Origin of the sequence: Pseudomonas canadensis (genome assembly GCF_030980095.1) — a bacterium.
GTDB lineage: Bacteria > Pseudomonadota > Gammaproteobacteria > Pseudomonadales > Pseudomonadaceae > Aquipseudomonas > Aquipseudomonas canadensis.
Window position 1 is genome coordinate 2,757,493 of record NZ_CP133298.1, and the last position, 18,166, is coordinate 2,775,658.

General features: G+C 58.7%; 11 protein-coding genes. 1 reads left to right on the top strand and 10 read right to left on the bottom strand.

What is annotated here, in order from left to right; translation table 11 throughout:
• Positions 1-19: 19 nt before the first annotated feature.
• From RB216_RS12630 to RB216_RS12675, 10 genes are all read right to left on the bottom strand, one after another.
• Positions 20-958 carry a carbohydrate kinase family protein gene (locus RB216_RS12630; RefSeq protein ID WP_028615936.1) on the bottom strand — a complete coding sequence of 313 codons (939 nt, stop codon included), beginning with the start codon at positions 956-958 and terminating at the stop codon, positions 20-22.
• 12 nt (positions 959-970) lie between these two features.
• Positions 971-2,452 carry a xylulokinase gene (xylB, locus tag RB216_RS12635; protein ID WP_308908774.1) on the bottom strand — a complete coding sequence of 494 codons (1,482 nt, stop codon included), beginning with the start codon at positions 2,450-2,452 and terminating at the stop codon, positions 971-973.
• A 141-nt stretch (positions 2,453-2,593) separates the two neighbouring features.
• Positions 2,594-4,075, bottom strand: a complete 1,482-nt coding sequence (locus RB216_RS12640; protein ID WP_028615938.1) for a mannitol dehydrogenase family protein — start codon at positions 4,073-4,075, stop codon at positions 2,594-2,596.
• An 18-nt stretch (positions 4,076-4,093) separates the two neighbouring features.
• Positions 4,094-5,197 carry an ABC transporter ATP-binding protein gene (locus tag RB216_RS12645; RefSeq protein ID WP_028615939.1) on the bottom strand — a complete coding sequence of 368 codons (1,104 nt, stop codon included), beginning with the start codon at positions 5,195-5,197 and terminating at the stop codon, positions 4,094-4,096.
• A 22-nt stretch (positions 5,198-5,219) separates the two neighbouring features.
• On the bottom strand, positions 5,220-6,050 hold the full coding sequence (locus RB216_RS12650; protein ID WP_003173672.1) for a carbohydrate ABC transporter permease: 831 nt from the start codon (positions 6,048-6,050) through the stop codon (positions 5,220-5,222).
• Between the two features lie 10 nt (positions 6,051-6,060).
• Complete coding sequence (locus tag RB216_RS12655) at positions 6,061-6,951, bottom strand: carbohydrate ABC transporter permease (RefSeq protein ID WP_032864136.1); 891 nt, start codon at positions 6,949-6,951, stop codon at positions 6,061-6,063.
• Positions 6,952-7,086: 135 nt separating this feature from the next.
• Positions 7,087-8,370: an ABC transporter substrate-binding protein gene (locus RB216_RS12660; protein ID WP_372514806.1), complete on the bottom strand. Its 1,284-nt coding sequence runs from the start codon at positions 8,368-8,370 to the stop codon at positions 7,087-7,089.
• Between the two features lie 289 nt (positions 8,371-8,659).
• Positions 8,660-15,061: a hypothetical protein gene (locus RB216_RS12665; protein ID WP_308908775.1), complete on the bottom strand. Its 6,402-nt coding sequence runs from the start codon at positions 15,059-15,061 to the stop codon at positions 8,660-8,662.
• Between the two features lie 122 nt (positions 15,062-15,183).
• Positions 15,184-16,131 carry an AraC family transcriptional regulator gene (locus RB216_RS12670; protein WP_068937896.1) on the bottom strand — a complete coding sequence of 316 codons (948 nt, stop codon included), beginning with the start codon at positions 16,129-16,131 and terminating at the stop codon, positions 15,184-15,186.
• Positions 16,132-16,203: 72 nt separating this feature from the next.
• On the bottom strand, positions 16,204-17,493 hold the full coding sequence (locus RB216_RS12675; protein ID WP_068937895.1) for a glycosyltransferase: 1,290 nt from the start codon (positions 17,491-17,493) through the stop codon (positions 16,204-16,206).
• Between the two features lie 158 nt (positions 17,494-17,651).
• Here RB216_RS12675 and tpx point away from each other — a divergent pair, with 158 nt between their 5' ends.
• Positions 17,652-18,152 carry a thiol peroxidase gene (gene tpx / locus RB216_RS12680; RefSeq protein ID WP_028615942.1) on the top strand — a complete coding sequence of 167 codons (501 nt, stop codon included), beginning with the start codon at positions 17,652-17,654 and terminating at the stop codon, positions 18,150-18,152.
• Positions 18,153-18,166 lie beyond the last annotated feature (14 nt).

Consider the following 18,166-nt stretch of genomic DNA (forward strand, 5'->3'; position numbering starts at 1 on the left):
GGTCATGTTGCTGCCGGGTTCAGCTCACCTGGTGGCGGTAAGGCAGGTCCGGACCGGTCTTGGTGCAGGTCAACGCCGCAGCACGGATTGCAAAACCCAGCATGGCGTCGATTTGCCCACGGGTGAGCTGTTGCAGGCCCTCTACCGAGTCACGCTGCTGCTCGGTCAACCAGGCAATCAACGCGGCCTGGAAGGTATCACCCGCCCCCACGGTATCGGCCATTACCACCTTGACTGCCGGCGCCGACCAGTGGCCATGCTGTCGGCTGAACACACTGGCGCCGTCGCCACCACGGGTGAGGAACACCAACTGGCAACGATGCTGCAGCCAGCCCTGCAGCACGCTTTCCGGCGACTGATCGGGGTAGAGCAAGTGCAGGTCTTCGTCGCTGACTTTGATCAGGTCGGCGTGTTTGACCAACTCGCCTACGCGGTCGCGCCACAGCTGGATATCCGGCTGCGGGTTGAGCCGCACGTTGGGGTCGAGGCTGATCAGGCGCTTGCCGCTTTCGCGCTTGACCAGGCTCAGCAAGGTGTCGCCGATCGGTTGCACCACCAGCGAGAACGAGCCGATATGCAGGCCACGGATGTCATCGCCCAGCTCGGGCAGATGGCTGACGTCCAGCAGTCGGTCGGCGCAGCCTTCGCCACGGAAGTTGTACTGCGGTGAGCCATTGGCGCCCACGGCGACCATCGACAAGGTGGTCGGCGCGGCGAATTCCACCAGGAACCGCTCGCTGACGCCCTCATCCTTGAGCACCTGCAATAAGCGGCGGCCAAGGAAGTCGGTGGACAAGCCGCCGAACAAACCCGCCTCGATACCCAGGCGGCGCAAGCCTACCGCGACATTGAACGGCGAACCGCCCGCAATCGCCTTGTAATTGACTTTGGAAGCCTGCCCGCTGGCGTCTTCCTCGCTGAAAAAATCAAACAGCGCTTCACCACACACCAGATACATAGTCGTTCGCTCTTAAAGGGTTGCCACAAGCTGCTGGTAGCGCTCGTAGGCTTGTTGATACGCACTGACACTGGCCGCTACCGGCAGAGTACGGCTGGCCGGGTCGACGCTCACACATTTGTCGCACAGGCTGGCCAGTGGCTCGCCGGACTGGCTCCACGCCGCCTGGATCGCCGCGCCCAGGGCGGCGGCTTCACTTTGTTCGGTGCAGACCACTTCGGTGTTCATGATATCGGCGACCATCTGCCGCCAGACCGGGCTTTTCGAACCGCCGCCGATCAAGCGGATGCTCTGGCTTTGCAGGCCGGTCTGGCGCAGCAGGTCCAGGCCGTAGCGCAGGCCGAAGGTGGTGCCTTCGACCACCGCGCGGCACAGGTTGGCGCGGGTCAGGTTGGTCATGGTCAAGCCGTGCAGGCTGCCGGTGGCGTGGGGCAGGGCGGGCACGCGTTCGCCGTTGAGAAACGGCAGCATGCTCACGCCGTCGGCGCCGATGGGCGCTTGCTCGACCAGGGCGTTGAACGCGGTCAGGTACAGGTCGAACAGCTCGCGGATCACCCCAGTGGCGTTGGTCAGGTTCATGGTGCAGATCAACGGCAGCCAGCCGCCGCTGGATGAACAGAAGGTGGCCACCGAGGCTTGCGGGCTGACGCTGGGTTGGTCGGCAAAGGCATACACGGTGCCCGACGAGCCGAGGCTCATGGTGATCACGCCAGGGGCAATGTTGCCAGTGCCGATGGCGCCCATCATGTTGTCGCCACCGCCGCTGGAGACGATGGCGTTGGGGTTGATGCCCAGGCGTTCGGCAATCGCCGGAAGAATCGTGCCGACGCTTTGATCGGCCTCGATCAGTTGTGGCAAGGCGTTTTCAAGGCGTCCGCTCGGGTCGATGTGCTTGAGCAGCGCCACATCCCATTCGCGGGTGCGCACGTTGAAGTAGCCGGTGCCCGACGCATCACCATACTCGGCGGCGGCGCGGCCGGTGAGCCAGTAATTGAGGTAATCATGGGGCAGCAGGATATGCGCGATGCGCGCAAAGATGTCCGGGTGCTGCTCGCGGGTCCACAACAGCTTGGACACGGTGTAGCCCGGTGCAATCGCCACGCCGAGACGTTCCAGGGAACCGCGTTCACCACCCAGGTGCTGCAAGAGTCGGTCGTTTTCCGGCGCGGTCTCGGTGTCGCACCAGAGTTTCGCCGGGCGCAGTACCTGGCCTTGGTTATCCAGCAGCACCAAACCATGTTGCTGGCCGGAAACGCCGATGCCGAGGATGTCCTGGCCGTCCACGCCTGCCTGTTGCAGGGCGCGATGGGTGGCTTCGGTAAAGGCGTCCAGCCATTCCTGGGTATGCTGCTCGCGACGGCCATTGGCGCCGCTGATCAGGGTGTGGGCCGCCGCGCCGAGGCCCAGTACCTTGCCGCTGGAGGCGTCGAGGACGATGGCCTTGGTACCTTGGGTGCCGCAGTCGATTCCGAGAAACAGGTTTTGCTGGGTCATGATGGGGTGCTCAGCAGTCTTATTTTTTGGAGTGTTAACCCGATCAAAAAGTGGGAGCGGGCTTGCTCGCGAATGCGGTGTTTCAGTCGATACATTTGTCTCTGACAGACCGCATTCGCGAGCAAGCCCGCTCCCACAGTGTTAATTCGGTTTCTTCAGGAGGTTTTGCAGGGTTGCGGTGACTCCATTGTCACGCAGGCTTGCATAGCACCGCTCGAACGCTGCCACAAACTCAGGCGAATTGGGAATAGCCTTGCCAAAAATCTCTTCCACCCCCAGCAGCCGTTTGCTGATCAACGCCTCATCACTCACCAGCCCCTGGCAAAACTCCGCACGCGGATCGGGAATCTTGTAGTTCACGCCATTCTCGTCCACACCCTTGAGGTACAGCGCCCACGCCGCTACTACCAGCGCCGCACGCTCAGTCTCGCGGCCATCGGCAATCAGGCGATTGATGGTCGGTACGGTGAATTTGGGAAACTTCGATGAGCCATCCGAGCACACGCGCTCCAGTTGGTCGGCAATCGCCTGGTTGGAGAAGCGATCCACCAGCGTCTGCTTGTAGTCCGTCAGGTCGATGCCCGGCACTGGCGCCAGGTTTGGCGTGACGTCCAAGTCCATGTAGGCGCGCATGTAGGCGACAAACACCGGGTCGTTCATGGTCTCGTGCACAAACCGATAACCCTTGAGAAACCCCAGGTAGGTCAGTGCCAGGTGGCTGCCGTTGAGCAGGCCGATCTTCATTTCTTCATACGGCGTGACGTCATCGGTGAACTGCACGCCGACCGTTTCCCAGGCCGGGCGACCGTTGACGAACTTGTCCTCCAGCACCCATTGCACAAAAGGTTCGCACACCACCGGCCAGGCATCGTCAATGCCGTGGTCATCATGCAATTGCAGGCGGTGCGCGGTGCTGGTCATCGGTGTGATGCGGTCGACCATGGCGTTCGGAAAGCTCACGTTGGCCTTGATCCAGTCGTGCAGCTCGGCATTGTGCAAGGCAGCGAAGGCCAGCAGTGCCTTGCGCGTCACGGCGCCGTTATGTGGCAGGTTATCGCAGGACATTACGGTAAACGCCGGTGTGCCCGCAGCGCGACGCTGGGTCAGGGCGGCGCAGATGAAGCCGAACACGGTCTTTGGCGCACGCGGGTGCGCCAGATCATGCTGGATCTGCGGCAGGTGAGCCATGAATTCACCGTTGCTGTCGTCGATGCAGTAGCCGCCTTCGGTGATGGTCAACGAGACGATACGGATCGCCGGGTCAGCCAGCTTGTCGATCAGCGCCTGGGCGCCGTCTTCGGCGAGCAACATGTCACTGATCGAGCCGATCACACGCACTTCGGTGTCGTCGGTATCGCCCAGCTCATACAAGGTGAACAAGTAGTCCTGGCCGGCCAGGTCGTCGCGGGCCTTGCGGTCTTCGGCCCGCAGGCCGACGCCGCAGATGCTCCAGTCCAGGCCGATGCCGGTGTTCATCAGCGCGTCGGTGTAATACGCCTGATGCGCGCGATGGAAACCGCCGACGCCAATATGGGCGATGCCCTGCGTGGTACTGGCAATCGCGTAGGCCGGCAGTTTCACATGCGGCGCTAACTGGGTGAGGTTCTGTTTATTCAGTTTCATCAGCAAAGTCTCGCGAATTCAGGCGGCGGCGCGCAGTGGGCGGGCCACGGCTACACCGTCGGTGTCGAACAGGTGGCAGTGCGCCGGGTCCAGGTGCAGGTGCAGCGTCTCGCCGTACTGGCTGGCCATGTCGCCGCGAATCCGCATGGTCAGGGGCTCGCCGTTGGCGGTGATGACGTGGCAGAAAGTGTCGCTGCCCAGGCGCTCGCCGACGTCGGCGGTGACGGTCAGGGTGGTTTGGCCCGGGGAAGCAATTTCCAGATGTTCCGGACGAATGCCCAGGGTCACTGCACTGCCCACGCTCAAGGTGGCGCCACTCAGCGGCAGGTTGATCAACGTGCCAGCGTCCAACTGCACTTCGCAGCGTTGGCTTTCAACACGGGTGACCTTGCCTTTGAGGAAACCCATCTTCGGCGTGCCGAGGAAACCCGCCACAAACAGGTTGGCCGGCTGGTGGTACAACTCCAGCGGCGAACCGACCTGCTCGATACGGCCACTGTTCAGCACCACCACCTTGTCGGCCAGGGTCATGGCTTCAACCTGGTCGTGGGTTACGTAGATCATGGTCGCTTGCAGCTCTTTATGCAGGCGCGCCAGTTCCAGGCGCATCTGTACGCGCAGGGCGGCGTCGAGGTTGGACAGCGGTTCGTCGAACAGGAAGATCTTCGGGTTACGCACAATCGCGCGGCCGATGGCCACACGCTGACGCTGGCCGCCGGACAGCTGCTTGGGCTTGCGCTCCAGCAGCGGGCCCAGCTCCAGGATGCGCGCCGCTTCGCTGACCTTGCTCTCCACCAGCTTCTTGTCGACACCGGCCAGGTCCAGGGCAAACGACATGTTCTTGCGCACACTCATGTGCGGGTACAGCGCGTAGGTCTGGAACACCATCGCCAGGTCACGCTTGGCCGGGGTCACTTCGGTGATATCGCGGCCGTCCAGTTCGATGGTGCCTTCGCTGACCTCTTCCAGGCCGGCGATCAGGCGCAGCAGGGTGGACTTACCGCAGCCCGACGGGCCGACGAAGACCACGAATTCCTTGTCGTTCACTTCAAGGTCGATGCCCTTGATGATGGAAAAGCCTTCGAAGCCTTTTTGCAGATTCTTGATTTTCAGGTTGGCCATGATGAGCCTCCGCTAGGAATTATTATTTAACGGCGCCAAAGGACAAACCGCGCACCAGCTGTTTCTGACTGATCCAGCCAAAGATCAGGATCGGCGCGCAGGCCAAGGTCGACACGGCGGACAATTTGGCCCAGAACAAGCCTTCGGGGCTGGAGTAGGAGGCGATCAACGCGGTCAACGGCGCAGCGGCGGAAGAGGTCAGATTCAGCGACCAGAACGCCTCGTTCCAGCACAGGATCAGCGACAGCAACACGGTAGACGCCAGGCCGCCCTTGGCAATCGGCAACAGTACGCGGACCATCTCTTGCCACAGGGTCGCGCCATCCAGGCGCGCGGCTTCGAGGATGTCCTTGGGGATGTCCTTGAAGTAGGTGTAAACCATCCACACCACAATCGGCAGGTTGATCAGGGTGTAGATGATGATCAGCGCAATGCGCGTATCCAGCAGGCCAAAGCTCTTGGCCAACAGGTAGATCGGCATCAGTACGCCCACCGGCGGCAGCATCTTGGTGGACAGCATCCACAGCAACGTGCCTTTGGTGCGCTGGGTTTCGTAGAACGCCATGGAGTAGGCCGCTGGCACCGAGATCAGTAGGCAAAGCGCCGTTGCGCTGAAGGAAATCAGTACCGAGTTCCACGCGTAGCTGAAGTAATTGCTGCGCTCGTTGATGTGCAGGTAATTCTCCAGCGTCGGCGTGAAGATGAACTGCGGCGGCGTGGCGAACGCGTCGATTTCGGTCTTGAAGCTGGTCAGCACCATCCAGAAGATCGGGAAGAAGATCAGGATCGCGATGGCCCAGGCCAATGTGCCGAGCAACAGGCTTTGCAGGCGGCGGGATTGTTGAAGCGTCATGGCGCGGCCCTCAAGGCTTGTCAGTCAGGTTTTTGCCGATCATCCGCACCAGGATGATCGCCGCGATATTGGCGATGACCACGGCAATCAAGCCGCCGGCCGACGCCATGCCCACGTCGAACTGCACCAGCGCCTGGTTGTAGATCAGGTAGGCGAGGTTGGTCGAGGCGTAGCCGGGGCCACCGTTGGTGGTGGTGAAGATTTCAGCGAACACCGAGAGCAGGAAGATCGTCTCGATCATCACCACCACGGCAATCGGGCGGGCCAGGTGGGGCAGGGTCAGGTGCCAGAAAATCGCGATGGCGCCGGCACCGTCCAGGCGCGCGGCTTCCTTTTGTTCCTGGTCGAGGGACTGCATGGCGGTCATCAGCAGCAGAATCGCGAAGGGCAGCCACTGCCACGACACAATGATGATGATCGACAGCAACGGGTAGTGCGCCAGCCAGTCCACGGGTTCTGCGCCGAAGAACTTCCACACGGCGGCGAGAATCCCCGAGACCGGGTGGAAAATCAGGTTCTTCCAGATCAGCGCGCCCACAGTGGGCATGATGAAGAACGGCGAAATCAACAACACTCGCACCAAGCCACGGCCGAAGAACTCACTGGCCTCCAGCAGGGCGCTGATCAGCACACCGAACACCACGCTGATCAGCAACACGCTGCCCACCAGCAACAAGGTATTGGTGGCGCCGGGCAGGAAGCCCGAATCGGTGATGAAGTAGGTGAAGTTCTCCAACCCCACGAATTGGTTTTCGCCGGGGTAGAGCAGGTTGTAGCGGATCAGCGAAAAGTACAGGGTCATGCCCAGCGGCACGATCATCCACAGCAGCAGCAAGGCCACCGAGGGGCTGACAAGGAACCAGCCGGGGTTGGCCAGGCGGTTTTTGGCGGGTGTATTCATGGTAATCAAGACCGATTAGAGGCAGGTGCGCAAAACCCCTGTAGGAGCGAGCTTGCTCGCGAAGGCATTCCAGGCCCAGTGCGGCTTCGGATGTACCTTTTTCGCGAGCAAGCTCGCTCCTACAGGTCAGGGAGGTTACTTGGGATAACCGGCCCGCTTCATTTCACGCTCGGTGGTGGTCTGCGCGGCGGTCAATGCAGCATCCACTGTCTGCTGACCCGTCAGCGCGCCCGAGAAGAACTTGCCGACCTGCGTCCCGATCGCCTGGAACTCAGGAATGGTCACCAACTGGATACCGATATACGGCACCGGCTTGAGCGTCGGTTTGGTCGGGTCTGCGACTTTCAGCGATTCGAGGGTCACCTTGGCAAACGGCGCGGCCTTCATGTACTCGTCGCTGTAGGTTGATTTGCGCGTGCCTGGCGGCACGTTGGCAACACCGTCGGTCTTGGCGACCAAGGCGCCGTATTCTTTAGAGGTCGCCCAGCTGGTGAACACCTTGGCGGCGTCCTTGGCCTTGGAGCTGGTAGGGATCGCCAGGCTCCAGGAGTACAGCCATGAAGTGCCTTTGTCGGTCTTCTCGTGCGGGGCAAAGGTAAAGCCGACATGCTCAGCCACTTTGCTTTGGGTCTTGTCGGTGACGAATGAGCCCGCCACGCTGGCGTCGACCCAGATTGCGCACTTGCCGCTGTTGAACAGCGCCAGGTTTTCGTTGAAACCGTTGCTGGAAGCACCCGGCGGGCCGGATTTCTTCATGTTGTCGACGTAGAAGTTCAGCGCGTCTTTCCATTCTGGACCGTTGAATTCCGGCTGCCACTTCTCATCGAACCAGCGCGCACCGTAGCCGTTGGCCAGGGTGGTGATCAGCGCCATGTTCTCGCCCCAACCGGCTTTGCCGCGCAGGCACAGGCCGTATTGCTCTTTGGTCTTGTCGGTGAGTTTACTGGCGAATTCGCCGATCTGGGTCCAGGTCGGGTGTTCGGGCATGGTCAGCCCGGCGTCCTTGAACAGGTCGGTGCGGTAATAGGTGATCGAGCTTTCGGCGTAGAAGGGCAGGGCGTACAGCGAGCCCTTGACGGACAAACCGTCACGCACCGAAGGGAATACATCATCGAGGTCGTAGGACGCCGGCAGGTCCTTCATCGGTTCCAGCCAACCTTTGGCACCCCACAGTGCAGCTTCGTACATGCCGATGGTCAACACGTCGAACTGCCCGCCCTGTGTGGCAATGTCGGTGGTGAGGCGTTGGCGCAGCACGTTTTCTTCGAGCACCACCCAGTTCAGCTTGATCTCCGGATGCTCGGTCTCGAAGGTTTTCGAGAGCTTCTGCATACGGATCATGTCGCTGTTGTTGACGGTGGCAATGGTCAGGGTCTGCGCGCCAAGGCTGACGGCGCTGAGGGTCATGCAGGTCATCATGCAGGTAGAGACAAGCAGGGCTTTTGCTGTGAACTTCATCGCGCACTCCATTTCCGCGCCCACGGGGCTACAGAAGGACAGTTATTGTTGTTGTGTCTTCCCACAGGGAGTCAGGAAGAGTGTGCGTTGATTACAGCCTTCTAATTGCGCTGTGACAAATCCTTGGGAACACTGGGACTGATACTTTTTTGCACTGTCTTTGGGGGTGGCTGAAACTTTTCACTGCCCGGCCTGGGCGAAAATCGCTGCACTGCAACTGCGTGCGTTTTTCGCCCGGCGCAGCAGGGGTTTAGGGGTTGATATAACCGTGAGGATACGGCGTCTTCGGTTTCGTGATAAGGGCACCCATCCAGTCTTTGTCCAGTGGGCTTATGGTCTTGTTGCCGTCCACTATTTTTATGCCATCACGCTCCCATTGCGTCATGACCGCTTTCAATTTTTGCGTGTACTCACGAGCGGGGCTGGCAATGCCTGCCCACGGGTCGACAACCCAGGCATCCGTCCACTCAGGTTCCGAGAAGTCGACCGTTGCTGCAGGTAGCCCGGAGGGGCCGCCCACCACAGTGAATGCGTGAGCATCTGAGGCTGCCCATTCGTAGGCATTGCCACCACTCTTTTTGATGATGTCCCTCGAAAGCAGGGCCATTTCTCCGCAATTGCCGGCGCCGGCTTTCAAAATCATGTCAGAGCGATTCCGCGCACTGCTGGGAATGCTTCGACGCAACCATTCGACGGTCTGGCTGGCTGCGTCTGCTCGTGCAATATCCGATGCTGAGCGTATCCGGTTGCCTGGGCCTAGCCCGGTGGCCGTCATGGAACGGGTTACCGTGTCTTTTACCTGCTGCGCCAGGAGTGTGTTTTGCTGCTCGGCTGTTAACGTCGAGAAGTTCGCAGGCGTTGTCAGAGCGGTTACTTGATTTGGCTTCAGGGCGATATTCGCCTTCCCAATCGCTTCGCTACGTTGCAACTGATAGAGCACCTCGCGCTGCTGCTCCTTCGTCATGTTTTTAACGAAAGCACCTAACTCGTCGACATCTTTTTTCTGGTAACCCGAACGTTTCAACTCTGCCAGCGCCGAGTCCAGTTTGGGCAGGGCGATGAATTCGGCATCCAGTGGTGTTCTGGCCACGCCTTGGCGGGTGCTGAATTTATTCCGATAGCCATTTACGAGTGATAGGTCGTTGGGTGTGGTTTTAAAGAATGTGAGTTCACCGGATGCCGTGGTATTCAGTTTCGCGTAATAAAACTGCGCGGTGTCCGCCTCGATCACCAGGTACTTTTCGGTGTCACCAAGCGTTCGACCGTTAACGATGACCGCGCGAACTTCGCGCTTGTCGTCACTGATATCGCTGATGCTGTTGAGCTTGATAACACGCGTTTCCTGGTTCAGTGCTTCGTTGGTTTGCCCAACGTAAAGGCCAAACTGTGGATCATGTTTGATGCTGCCGGTTATCAGCGATTTGTAGGTGATGGGCTTGTTGTCCAGCGTCGGGTGAAGTTGAGGCCCTGTTTCGCTTTCAATCACTTGGTAGCGGCGTCGTTCGAAGACGACAAATTGATCCTTTCTGAAAAGCTTCGACGGTGAGGGGAACAAGCGCACATGCTCAAGTGCTTGTAGCTCCTGAGTCAATTCGTTGGGAGTGTTCCCAATGATTTTGGAGAAGCACGCATCATTGGCACCGCGTTTGGCTCTGCCGCCAACGGACGGTGCCTCACAGATCGCTTCGACCTTATCCAAGGGCTTAAAGTGGTCGGCCGACTCCAGGTCGGTGAGCACATTGGGATTTCGGGCATCGTAACGGTAGACCTTGCCCTCATTGACCAGGTCGAAGCCATGGGCGCGAGGCAGGGAATATGCATCGGCGGCCAGGGGCTTTTCAGTTACCAGGGCTTGAGTGCCGCTTGAGAAAGTCTCTTGGCGCAGGGGGGCTGATGTATCCGAGATAAAACCCTCCAGGGCGGGGCCATAAGCCGTCTGTGTCTTGGCGTCGTAGGCGTACCATTTACCGTCCTGCAATACTGTGGTGACCTTGACTTGGTTCTGGATGTCGGAACGTATGACTCTGCCGTCGGCCATGTCTGCCGTGTACTCTGCAATGCGGCTATCCTGCATGCGGCTCAATGAGTTGATCGAATTCGAGGTGCTGGCGGCGCTTACATCCTTGAGTGCAATGCTTTCGGCTTCTTCTGCTCCGAACTTCTCGACAAACTTGTCGGAAACCTTGGCAGTGGCCCACGCAACACCTGTTTTTGCTAGCGTCCATATTTTCCCAGCGCCTTCAGTGGCCACGTAGAGCGCGATATCAATGAGTAGATCACCCGCCGCTTTGACGTATTCACCGTGGTAAATATCTTCAAGGCTGCTGCCGCCTGGAAGGGCACGTAAAAGACCTTTGAAGAAGTCGCTGGGTTCTACTCCCTGTTCAACTGCATTGTGCAACCCACGGTGGGTAGCGACGAAGGTACTTTTGCGCAGGTAGGCCGTGTCAACCAGCACCTTGGCGAGGTCCTCCATCCTCTCGCCGTCGTAAACGGAGGACGTGTCACTTGCAGGGCGTTCAAGGAAGAGCCTTTCACGCAACTCAGGGCGTTTGTCGTCGTCAGCACGCTCGATGAGGATGAATTGCTCGCTTTCCCTCAATACAACATCGGAGGTGACACCCTGTTTGGGCTCTGTCCCGTTTTTGAGCGCGTCCATGTCGATAACAAGGCTGACTTTTTTGTCTAGCGGCGTTAATGGATCAATGTCGGGGATTTTGACGATTTGCCCAGTTGCCGGATAGACCGCGAAATCCCTCCTCACGCCTTCGTAGACGGAGGTTATGATGATGCCACCGGCGGCACCTTCCACTTGCAGAAGTTCCACCGCGCCAAAGTTAAGGCTATTGCGCTCTCCCAGCGGCAACTTGCTGAGCATATCTTTGAACAGGGAAATCGTACTGGCCCTGCGCTGGGTGAAGTCTGGTTGGATGGCTTTGTCGAATTGCTCGTTGATATCCGGCAACTCATGTGCCTTTTTGCGCAGGTCTTCGAAGTTCAGACCTGGTTGGTGTGTACGCCAACTTTCACCCAGGCGGCCAGCCTCATAGACCTCGACGATGCTTGCGTGAATGCCGGAAAAGAGCCCGCCCGCAACCTTTTCCCATAGGACCGGGCGCTCAAAATCGATGGCTGAGCCAAATTTCTCTTTCAGTGCCGCCAGGGCCATGGCCCTTCTGCTTGGTGGTTCGAAGGTTCGCAGGTAACGCTTGGCTTGCGAGGTCTCCTTGATCTGCGTATTGAGTTTTTCCTGGCTGTCGTTCAGTTGTTCGAGGCTGTATTCGTCGTTGTCATTTTTCACAAGATGGTTATTGATGACTGCCCAATCAATCACCGGGTTCAGTTGGGCGATGGCGTGTAAGCGGTTTTCATCTGCTGAAATGGGCTTGATCTTATGAAAGTCCATGACCTGCTGGTAAGTCATGTTTGCGCTGGCACCGGCACCTAGCAGTTCGATTAGATTCACCGCCGTTGAAAAGCTGAGCCATTCCGTGGAGCCGAGCGTCAGCGTCGAGGGTAAGTCTTTTACCAACAGATGTGGCGCAGCGCCTGACATTAACAAGCGTGTGACTGCCGGGAGGAGGTTTGCCGGGATCTCCTTGGTTTTGGCCAAATTTTGGCTGAACCACTCATGCATCTTGTCGGCGCCGTAGCCCCATCTCCCAGACCACATGAAGTCGAAACCTGCGACGATATTGCGCTGGGTGCCGGCCGTTGGATCAAGCTCCAACACAACGGCGGTCAATAGCCATTGCTTAAGGCTGGTTGGGGTGGCAGCGCCCGTCATTGCGGTTTGCAGGTTCGCGGCGAGTTCTTGGGCGATGTCACTGGCGAGGAGCTGTTGCAGTGCTTGATCAGGGTCGCTGCTCAGGTGGGAAACGCCGGAACTCAAGAAACTGAGAAGGGTGCCGTGGTTGCCAATAGCCGTTTTGACAAACCTACCTACGGCGTCGCGTTGCTCGGCACTCAACGGTAGGTCCGTGGACAAGAAGCCCCATTGGTTGCCTAAGGGAGGTGCCTGCGGGATCTCGGTTTGCAACGCCAGCAGCAAGTTATCGACCTGTGCGGCCCACGTCGCGCCGTACCAGCCGTGGTCTGACAGAAACTTCTGGAGTGTCGTGGTGCCCTTGGGCTGGTGGCTGGAGTCCGGATCCACCGTAAAGCCGGTTGTGGCGTCGTTATCAACATTCCCGGATTTAAGCTGATGGATCAGCGCATACCTATCATTGCTGTCGCCTAACGCGGTTTTGCGCTGGTTCAGCCAGCTCACGATTTTTCGTGGGTTTTCAGGTGGCGTTGGAAACTCCAATGTTCGGCCCATCAGCTCCGTGTGTCGCGTGAACGCCTCGCTGCCGTAGTCGGTACTGATGGAATAGAAATTGGCCACCCACTCAAAGGATGCGCTGCTGTCGTTGGCCTGAGCCAGCGTGATCGGTTTTCCGTGTGCGGTGAATGCCTCGGCAGCGGTCAACACTGGCGTGAGCACGTCAAAATGCGCTTCCGGGTATTTTTTCGTGAAGTCAGTGGCGGTAAAACGCTGCTCAACACCACCGACCTTGCCGATCAGCGCGCGGTCCGTTGGGTCAAAGCGCAAGGCGCTCAGGTCAATGCCCTGTTTCGCGGCCCACTCGGTAAAACCGCTGCTCTTCAGGGCTTTGTCCAAGTAAGCCCGCCATTGTCCGAACAGGCTGTTGGCCGGGATCGGTGCAATCTTTTTTGATGCAGGAGGGGTCGGGTCGCTCTTGAGCTCAAGCATCACGCGATGTGTAGTGCCGACCAGTTCGGCTTCGGCACGTGCCAAGGTGTCTTCTGGCGTGTCGGGGCCTGGTGCCGCGTTTACGGGCGGTGCGGGGGTGGTCTGTGGCACGTTGGCCTTGGCTGCTGCCGCCAGGGTTTCAAGCGGCGTAAGGTGCAGTGGTTTTCCAGTGAGTTGCACTATGACAGCCTGCTGCGCCGCGCGTACGCTCAGCGAGCGGGCATCGTCAGTGGGCGTGCCGACCAATGCCTTGAAGCCGTCGACTTGAGTGATTTTGGCACTTCTGCGCAGACTCGCTTCGTGCACTCTTCGCTCCCAGCCAGGCTTAGGGAAGTCATTTCGAGGCAGTCCTTCTTCCGCGTAAAAACGGAGCACTTCTGAAACCTCTGCAGAGCGTGCGCTGGGGTAATACACGTAGTCGCCTGAGCCTGTCGCCATACGTTCTACCGCAGGCTGTACTTGCGGCCAGACGTCGGACCAACCGGAGAGGCCGTTCAAAACGAAGGTGGTGTCGACGCCATTGACTTTGCCTATCAAGGTTCCGTCCTCCGAAAAGATCCGGACGCTCGACACGTCAAGGTTTTGTTCCTTTGCGAACGCCGTAAAGGCAACGCCGTTCAGCGCCTCCTTGAGGTTGTTACGTACGAGGTTGAAGGTCGAGTACTCGGGCAGTTCTTCAATCGTGAACCCTGACAACGTGCCAATCGCTTGGCTGCTCAGGCGGGCCAGGGCCTGATCGGCGTCCTTGATTTTTTGTGCCGCCGACGCGGGCGCGAAATCTGCCAGTAGTCGGTTCAACCGGGAAGGTGGCAGGTTTGCAAGCTGTTGTTTGGCGTCCTTTTGGCGCTCCTGGACTGGGACGTATCGAGCCGCGTAGTAGCTGTCGGTATTACTTATCGAACTGAAGTTTCTCTCTCTCATCAGCCGATCAATCGCCATTAGCGTGTCGTCACTGTTGAAGCGGTTGTTGCGCTCCAGATAAAAGCCTGCGACGTCCTCCGCTGGTGCGTGCCCTCGGTCGCGGAACGTGATGTCCCCGCGCATTTTGTTCGACGCGGTCAAAACGGCAGATGAAGCGTTCGCCCATTCGGGATCTTGTGTCAAAGAGAGGCTGAAGGTTTGAGTGTGTATCCGCCCAGTCAGGTCTCCATTGGCCTTGATGACAAGACTTGAAATATCAATACCTTTGGTTTGGGCAAAGGTCTTGAAAGGCTCCGCTTCGAGTGCGTCAGCCAGTTCGTTCCAGGCAAGCCCGAACGTTGAGCTGGGCGGGATGGCAATTGGGGCTGCACTAGCGAGGCTGTATGGGGTCGCATTCACCCGAATGCGGATCAGATGATTGGCGAAGTTAATCGCCAGTTGGCTGTCGCTGTCTTCAACCAAGGCATTGGCGAACTGCTGGACCGCAGTGTCGCCTGCGTTTTGCGCAGGGGCGGCATTTCCCAGTTCTCGGCGCACTCGAGAAAAACCATGGGCTTTGTTAGGCATGGCGCGTGACGGGTTTTGGAGTATTTCGTCAATAAGCTGGGTGTAAGTTTTTTGCGGATTGAGCGCGCTTGGCTGGTTCAGCAGCCGCTCGACTTCATTGTGCAGCACTGCTTCGTCTGTGAGTGACTTACCGGTGCCTTGTACCAACTGACTGATCTGTTCGGCCAGACTTGGCTGCTCTTCTGTCACCGTGTAGCTGAGCAGATCAAGGAGCCGCTGCGGCGCGTGTTTGGGCATATTTTCGGCGTATTCGGGTTGCGAGCGCTCCATTTGCCCGTTTTGACGTGCCTGAAAAAGTCCGACGACTTTGGCGGCCGCCGGGTTCTCAGGTGCCGCCTGCAGGCTTTGTCTTGTAGGTTCCGTGGGCGTAACAGAGGTGGTTAAGCGAGAGCGGTGAACTCTGGTCATTGGTCGAGCGCCTTATGCCTGCATGTGAAAAATACGCCACCCAACGAATAAAAAAGAAGCGTTGGGAGTGTTCACTCTGTGGCTTGGCTATTTACAAGGTTCCATTGCGTGAAGGCAGCGATCTAAAGGCCTGATCTGTAGCCGTTTGCTTGTGTCGTAAGATGCTGGCCGCGGTTTTCTTCGGTGAGCCGTTGCACTGCCAGGCGCCGGTAGTGGGAGGGTGTCATGCCCTTGAGTTGCTGAAAGCGCCGGTTGAAGTTGGAGATGTTATTGAAGCCCGATTCGAAGCACACATCGGTCACAGCCTTGTCGCCGTCGGCCAGCAACTCGCAGGACTTGCTGATGCGCAGCCGATTGACGAATTCGATAAACGTGCGTCCGGTGGCCTGTTTGAATACCCGCGAAAAGTACGTGGGCTTCATCCCCAGATACTCCGCCACTTCTTCAAGTGGCAACTCGCGCGCGTAGTGGGCAAAGATATAGTCCACTGCGCGGTTGGTACGGTCGATGCTGTGTTCATCGGCCAGTTGCGGCGTGGTCACTCCGGAGAGCAATTGGTAGTCCTCACACGCACTCAACACGTCCAGCAGGATAAAGAAGTGCCCCAGGCGCGCCATGCCCTGTGTGTCCTCGATGCGCTGCATCAAGGTCATGGCCTGGGCGATGGTTTTTTTGCAGCGGAATTCGATGCCGTACTGCGCGCGCTCCAGCAGCGGCGCCAGGGTCTTGAGTTCGGCGAAGATGTGGCTGCCTTGCTCGAACAGCTCATCAGTGAAATTCACCAGCATGTCACGCTTGGGCACCACCTCGTTTTCCTCCACCTGGCTGATCCAGTTGTGGGGCAGGTTGGGACCCGTGAGAAACAGGCTTTCCGGGTAAAAGTTGCCGATGTAGTCGCCGATGAACACCTTGCCGGAGCTGGCCACGATCAGGTGCAGCTCATATTCTTTGTGGAAGTGCCAGCGCACCAGCGGGCAGGGGAAACCGTGCTGGCGATAGATGATGGACAGGCCGTTGTGGTCGTCCATCAGTTCGTAGGAAGGGTCGGTGATACGCGTTGCTCGGGTCATGCTGCCGTCGCTTTATTGTGGTTGCTGCGTAGGATAATGCCCCGTCGCGCGCGCCCTCGCCAGCGCTGGTGTTTATAAGGGGCGGTTTTTCGCCTCGATCCACTGGGACATGTACTGCGTACTTTTATGGGCGTGGTGGCGCAGCATGCTGCCAGTGAAGTTGTCCCGGCGGTGGGCAGCCAGGTTGCCGCGACAGTGTTCCAGGCACGCCACCAACGCCGGCCCGTGGGTGGCCGCGTTGTAGCGGCGTGCCAGCAATCGGCGGCCGTCTTCCTGGGCCTGGGTCCAACGTTCACGATCCTGATACAGCGCCACGGCGGCGGCGGCCAGGGCGGGGGCGCTGTGTTCGATCATGCCAGGCCACGGCTGATCATCACCCATGGCTTCGGCGCCGATGGGCGTGGTGATGTTCGGTGTGCCGCAGAGCATCGCGTCCGCCAGTTTGCCCTTGATGCCGGCGCCGAAGCGCAGGGGCGCCAGGCAGATACGCGCGGCGGTCATGACTTGCAGGGCATCTTCGGCCCAATTCATCACATGAAAACCCTGCGCCGGGTTGTGCAATGCCGTGGCCTTGGGCGGGGTATAGGACCCGTAGATATGCAGCTGCGCGCCGGGCAATTGCTGGCGAATCAGCGGCCACAGGCTGTTTTTCATCCATAACACCGCATCCCAGTTGGGCGCGTGGCGGAAGTTGCCGATGCTGAGGAAGTGCGCACGGTCTTCAAACGGCACGAAGGGCTCGGTCGGTGGCTGCAACATCAGCGGGCACCAGTGGAGCAGGGCGGCGGGTACCTTGAATTGCTCGGTGAGCAGTTGCGCTTCCACGTCCGAGATCATCAGGCTGATGTCACAGCGGTAGATCGCTGCAATTTCGCGCTTGGCGATGTCCGTATCGGCCATCAGCTGGAATTCATCGTCCAGCGCTGGCGCGAACAGGGCGCTGAAATCCTCGCTGTGGGGATGGGCTTTTAGGTGATCCTTCAGTCGCTGCTGGCGCGCGTCGCGCAGACTCTGCAGGTCACAGGTTTCCAGCACCCGCAGGGCATCGGGACAGTGCTTCTCGACACGCCAGCCGAACTGCTCCTCCATCATGAAACGGTCGAACAGCACGATATCCGGCGCCAGTTCGCGGACAAAATCATCGAAGCTGCTGTTATTGAGTTCTATGGCACATTCGGCGATGCCCAGTGCAGTCAAATCGGCCTTGTGTTCGCCAATAGTGGCGGGGCTACTGAAGGTGATATCCCAACCTTGCGTAAGAAAACTCTCAAGAATTTGCATCATATGCCCGCCTGCGGCCGAGGAACGGGGTTCCGGCCAGACGTATCCAATGACCAGGACTTTGGTGGCAGGGGCATTCATCGACATCGTTTTCCTTGAGGGGCAGGGCGCAAAGCGCGCAATTAAACCATAACCGACGACATGACAATTTATGTTTGGCGGTAGGTAGCGAACGTACTTTGTGGTTAACTTCGGCCTCTCGAATTCGTTAAACCCAAATCAGCATAAGGATTCCGTTCATGGCTCAAGTCACCCTTCGTGGTAACCCTGTCCAGGTTGAAGGCGAATTGCCGAAAACCGGCACCCAAGCCCCTGATTTCACCCTGACTGCCGGCGATCTGTCGGACGCGACCCTGGCGACCTTCGCCGGCAAGCGCAAAGTGCTGAACATCTTCCCAAGCGTTGACACCCCGACCTGCGCGACCTCGGTTCGCAAGTTTAATGCCCAGGCCAACGAGTTGAACAACGCCGTTGTATTGTGCATCTCCACCGACCTGCCATTCGCCCAAGCGCGTTTCTGCGGCTCCGAAGGTCTGGAAAACGTGAAGAACCTGTCCGACTTCCGTGATTCGGATTTCGCAGTGGACTACGGTGTTTCGATTGCTGATGGCCCGCTCAGAGGCCTGACCGCACGCGCCGTTGTCGTGCTGGACGAAAATGACAATGTGCTGCACAGCGAACTGGTCAGCGAAATCGGCCAAGAGCCAAACTACGAAGCAGCCCTGGCTGTTTTGAAGTAACTGTTTCGGTACGT

What these genes read in the sequence shown, in the direction of transcription:
- RB216_RS12630 (WP_028615936.1), bottom strand. Translation starts at nt 958, where the DNA reads ATGTATCTGGTGTGTGGTGAAGCGCTGTTTGATTTTTTCAGCGAGGAA.
- xylB (WP_308908774.1), bottom strand. Translation starts at nt 2,452, where the DNA reads ATGACCCAGCAAAACCTGTTTCTCGGAATCGACTGCGGCACCCAAGGT.
- RB216_RS12640 (WP_028615938.1), bottom strand. Translation starts at nt 4,075, where the DNA reads ATGAAACTGAATAAACAGAACCTCACCCAGTTAGCGCCGCATGTGAAA.
- RB216_RS12645 (WP_028615939.1), bottom strand. Translation starts at nt 5,197, where the DNA reads ATGGCCAACCTGAAAATCAAGAATCTGCAAAAAGGCTTCGAAGGCTTT.
- RB216_RS12650 (WP_003173672.1), bottom strand. Translation starts at nt 6,050, where the DNA reads ATGACGCTTCAACAATCCCGCCGCCTGCAAAGCCTGTTGCTCGGCACA.
- RB216_RS12655 (WP_032864136.1), bottom strand. Translation starts at nt 6,951, where the DNA reads ATGAATACACCCGCCAAAAACCGCCTGGCCAACCCCGGCTGGTTCCTT.
- RB216_RS12660 (WP_372514806.1), bottom strand. Translation starts at nt 8,370, where the DNA reads ATGATGACCTGCATGACCCTCAGCGCCGTCAGCCTTGGCGCGCAGACC.
- RB216_RS12665 (WP_308908775.1), bottom strand. Translation starts at nt 15,061, where the DNA reads ATGACCAGAGTTCACCGCTCTCGCTTAACCACCTCTGTTACGCCCACG.
- RB216_RS12670 (WP_068937896.1), bottom strand. Translation starts at nt 16,131, where the DNA reads ATGACCCGAGCAACGCGTATCACCGACCCTTCCTACGAACTGATGGAC.
- RB216_RS12675 (WP_068937895.1), bottom strand. Translation starts at nt 17,493, where the DNA reads ATGAATGCCCCTGCCACCAAAGTCCTGGTCATTGGATACGTCTGGCCG.
- tpx (WP_028615942.1), top strand. Translation starts at nt 17,652, where the DNA reads ATGGCTCAAGTCACCCTTCGTGGTAACCCTGTCCAGGTTGAAGGCGAA.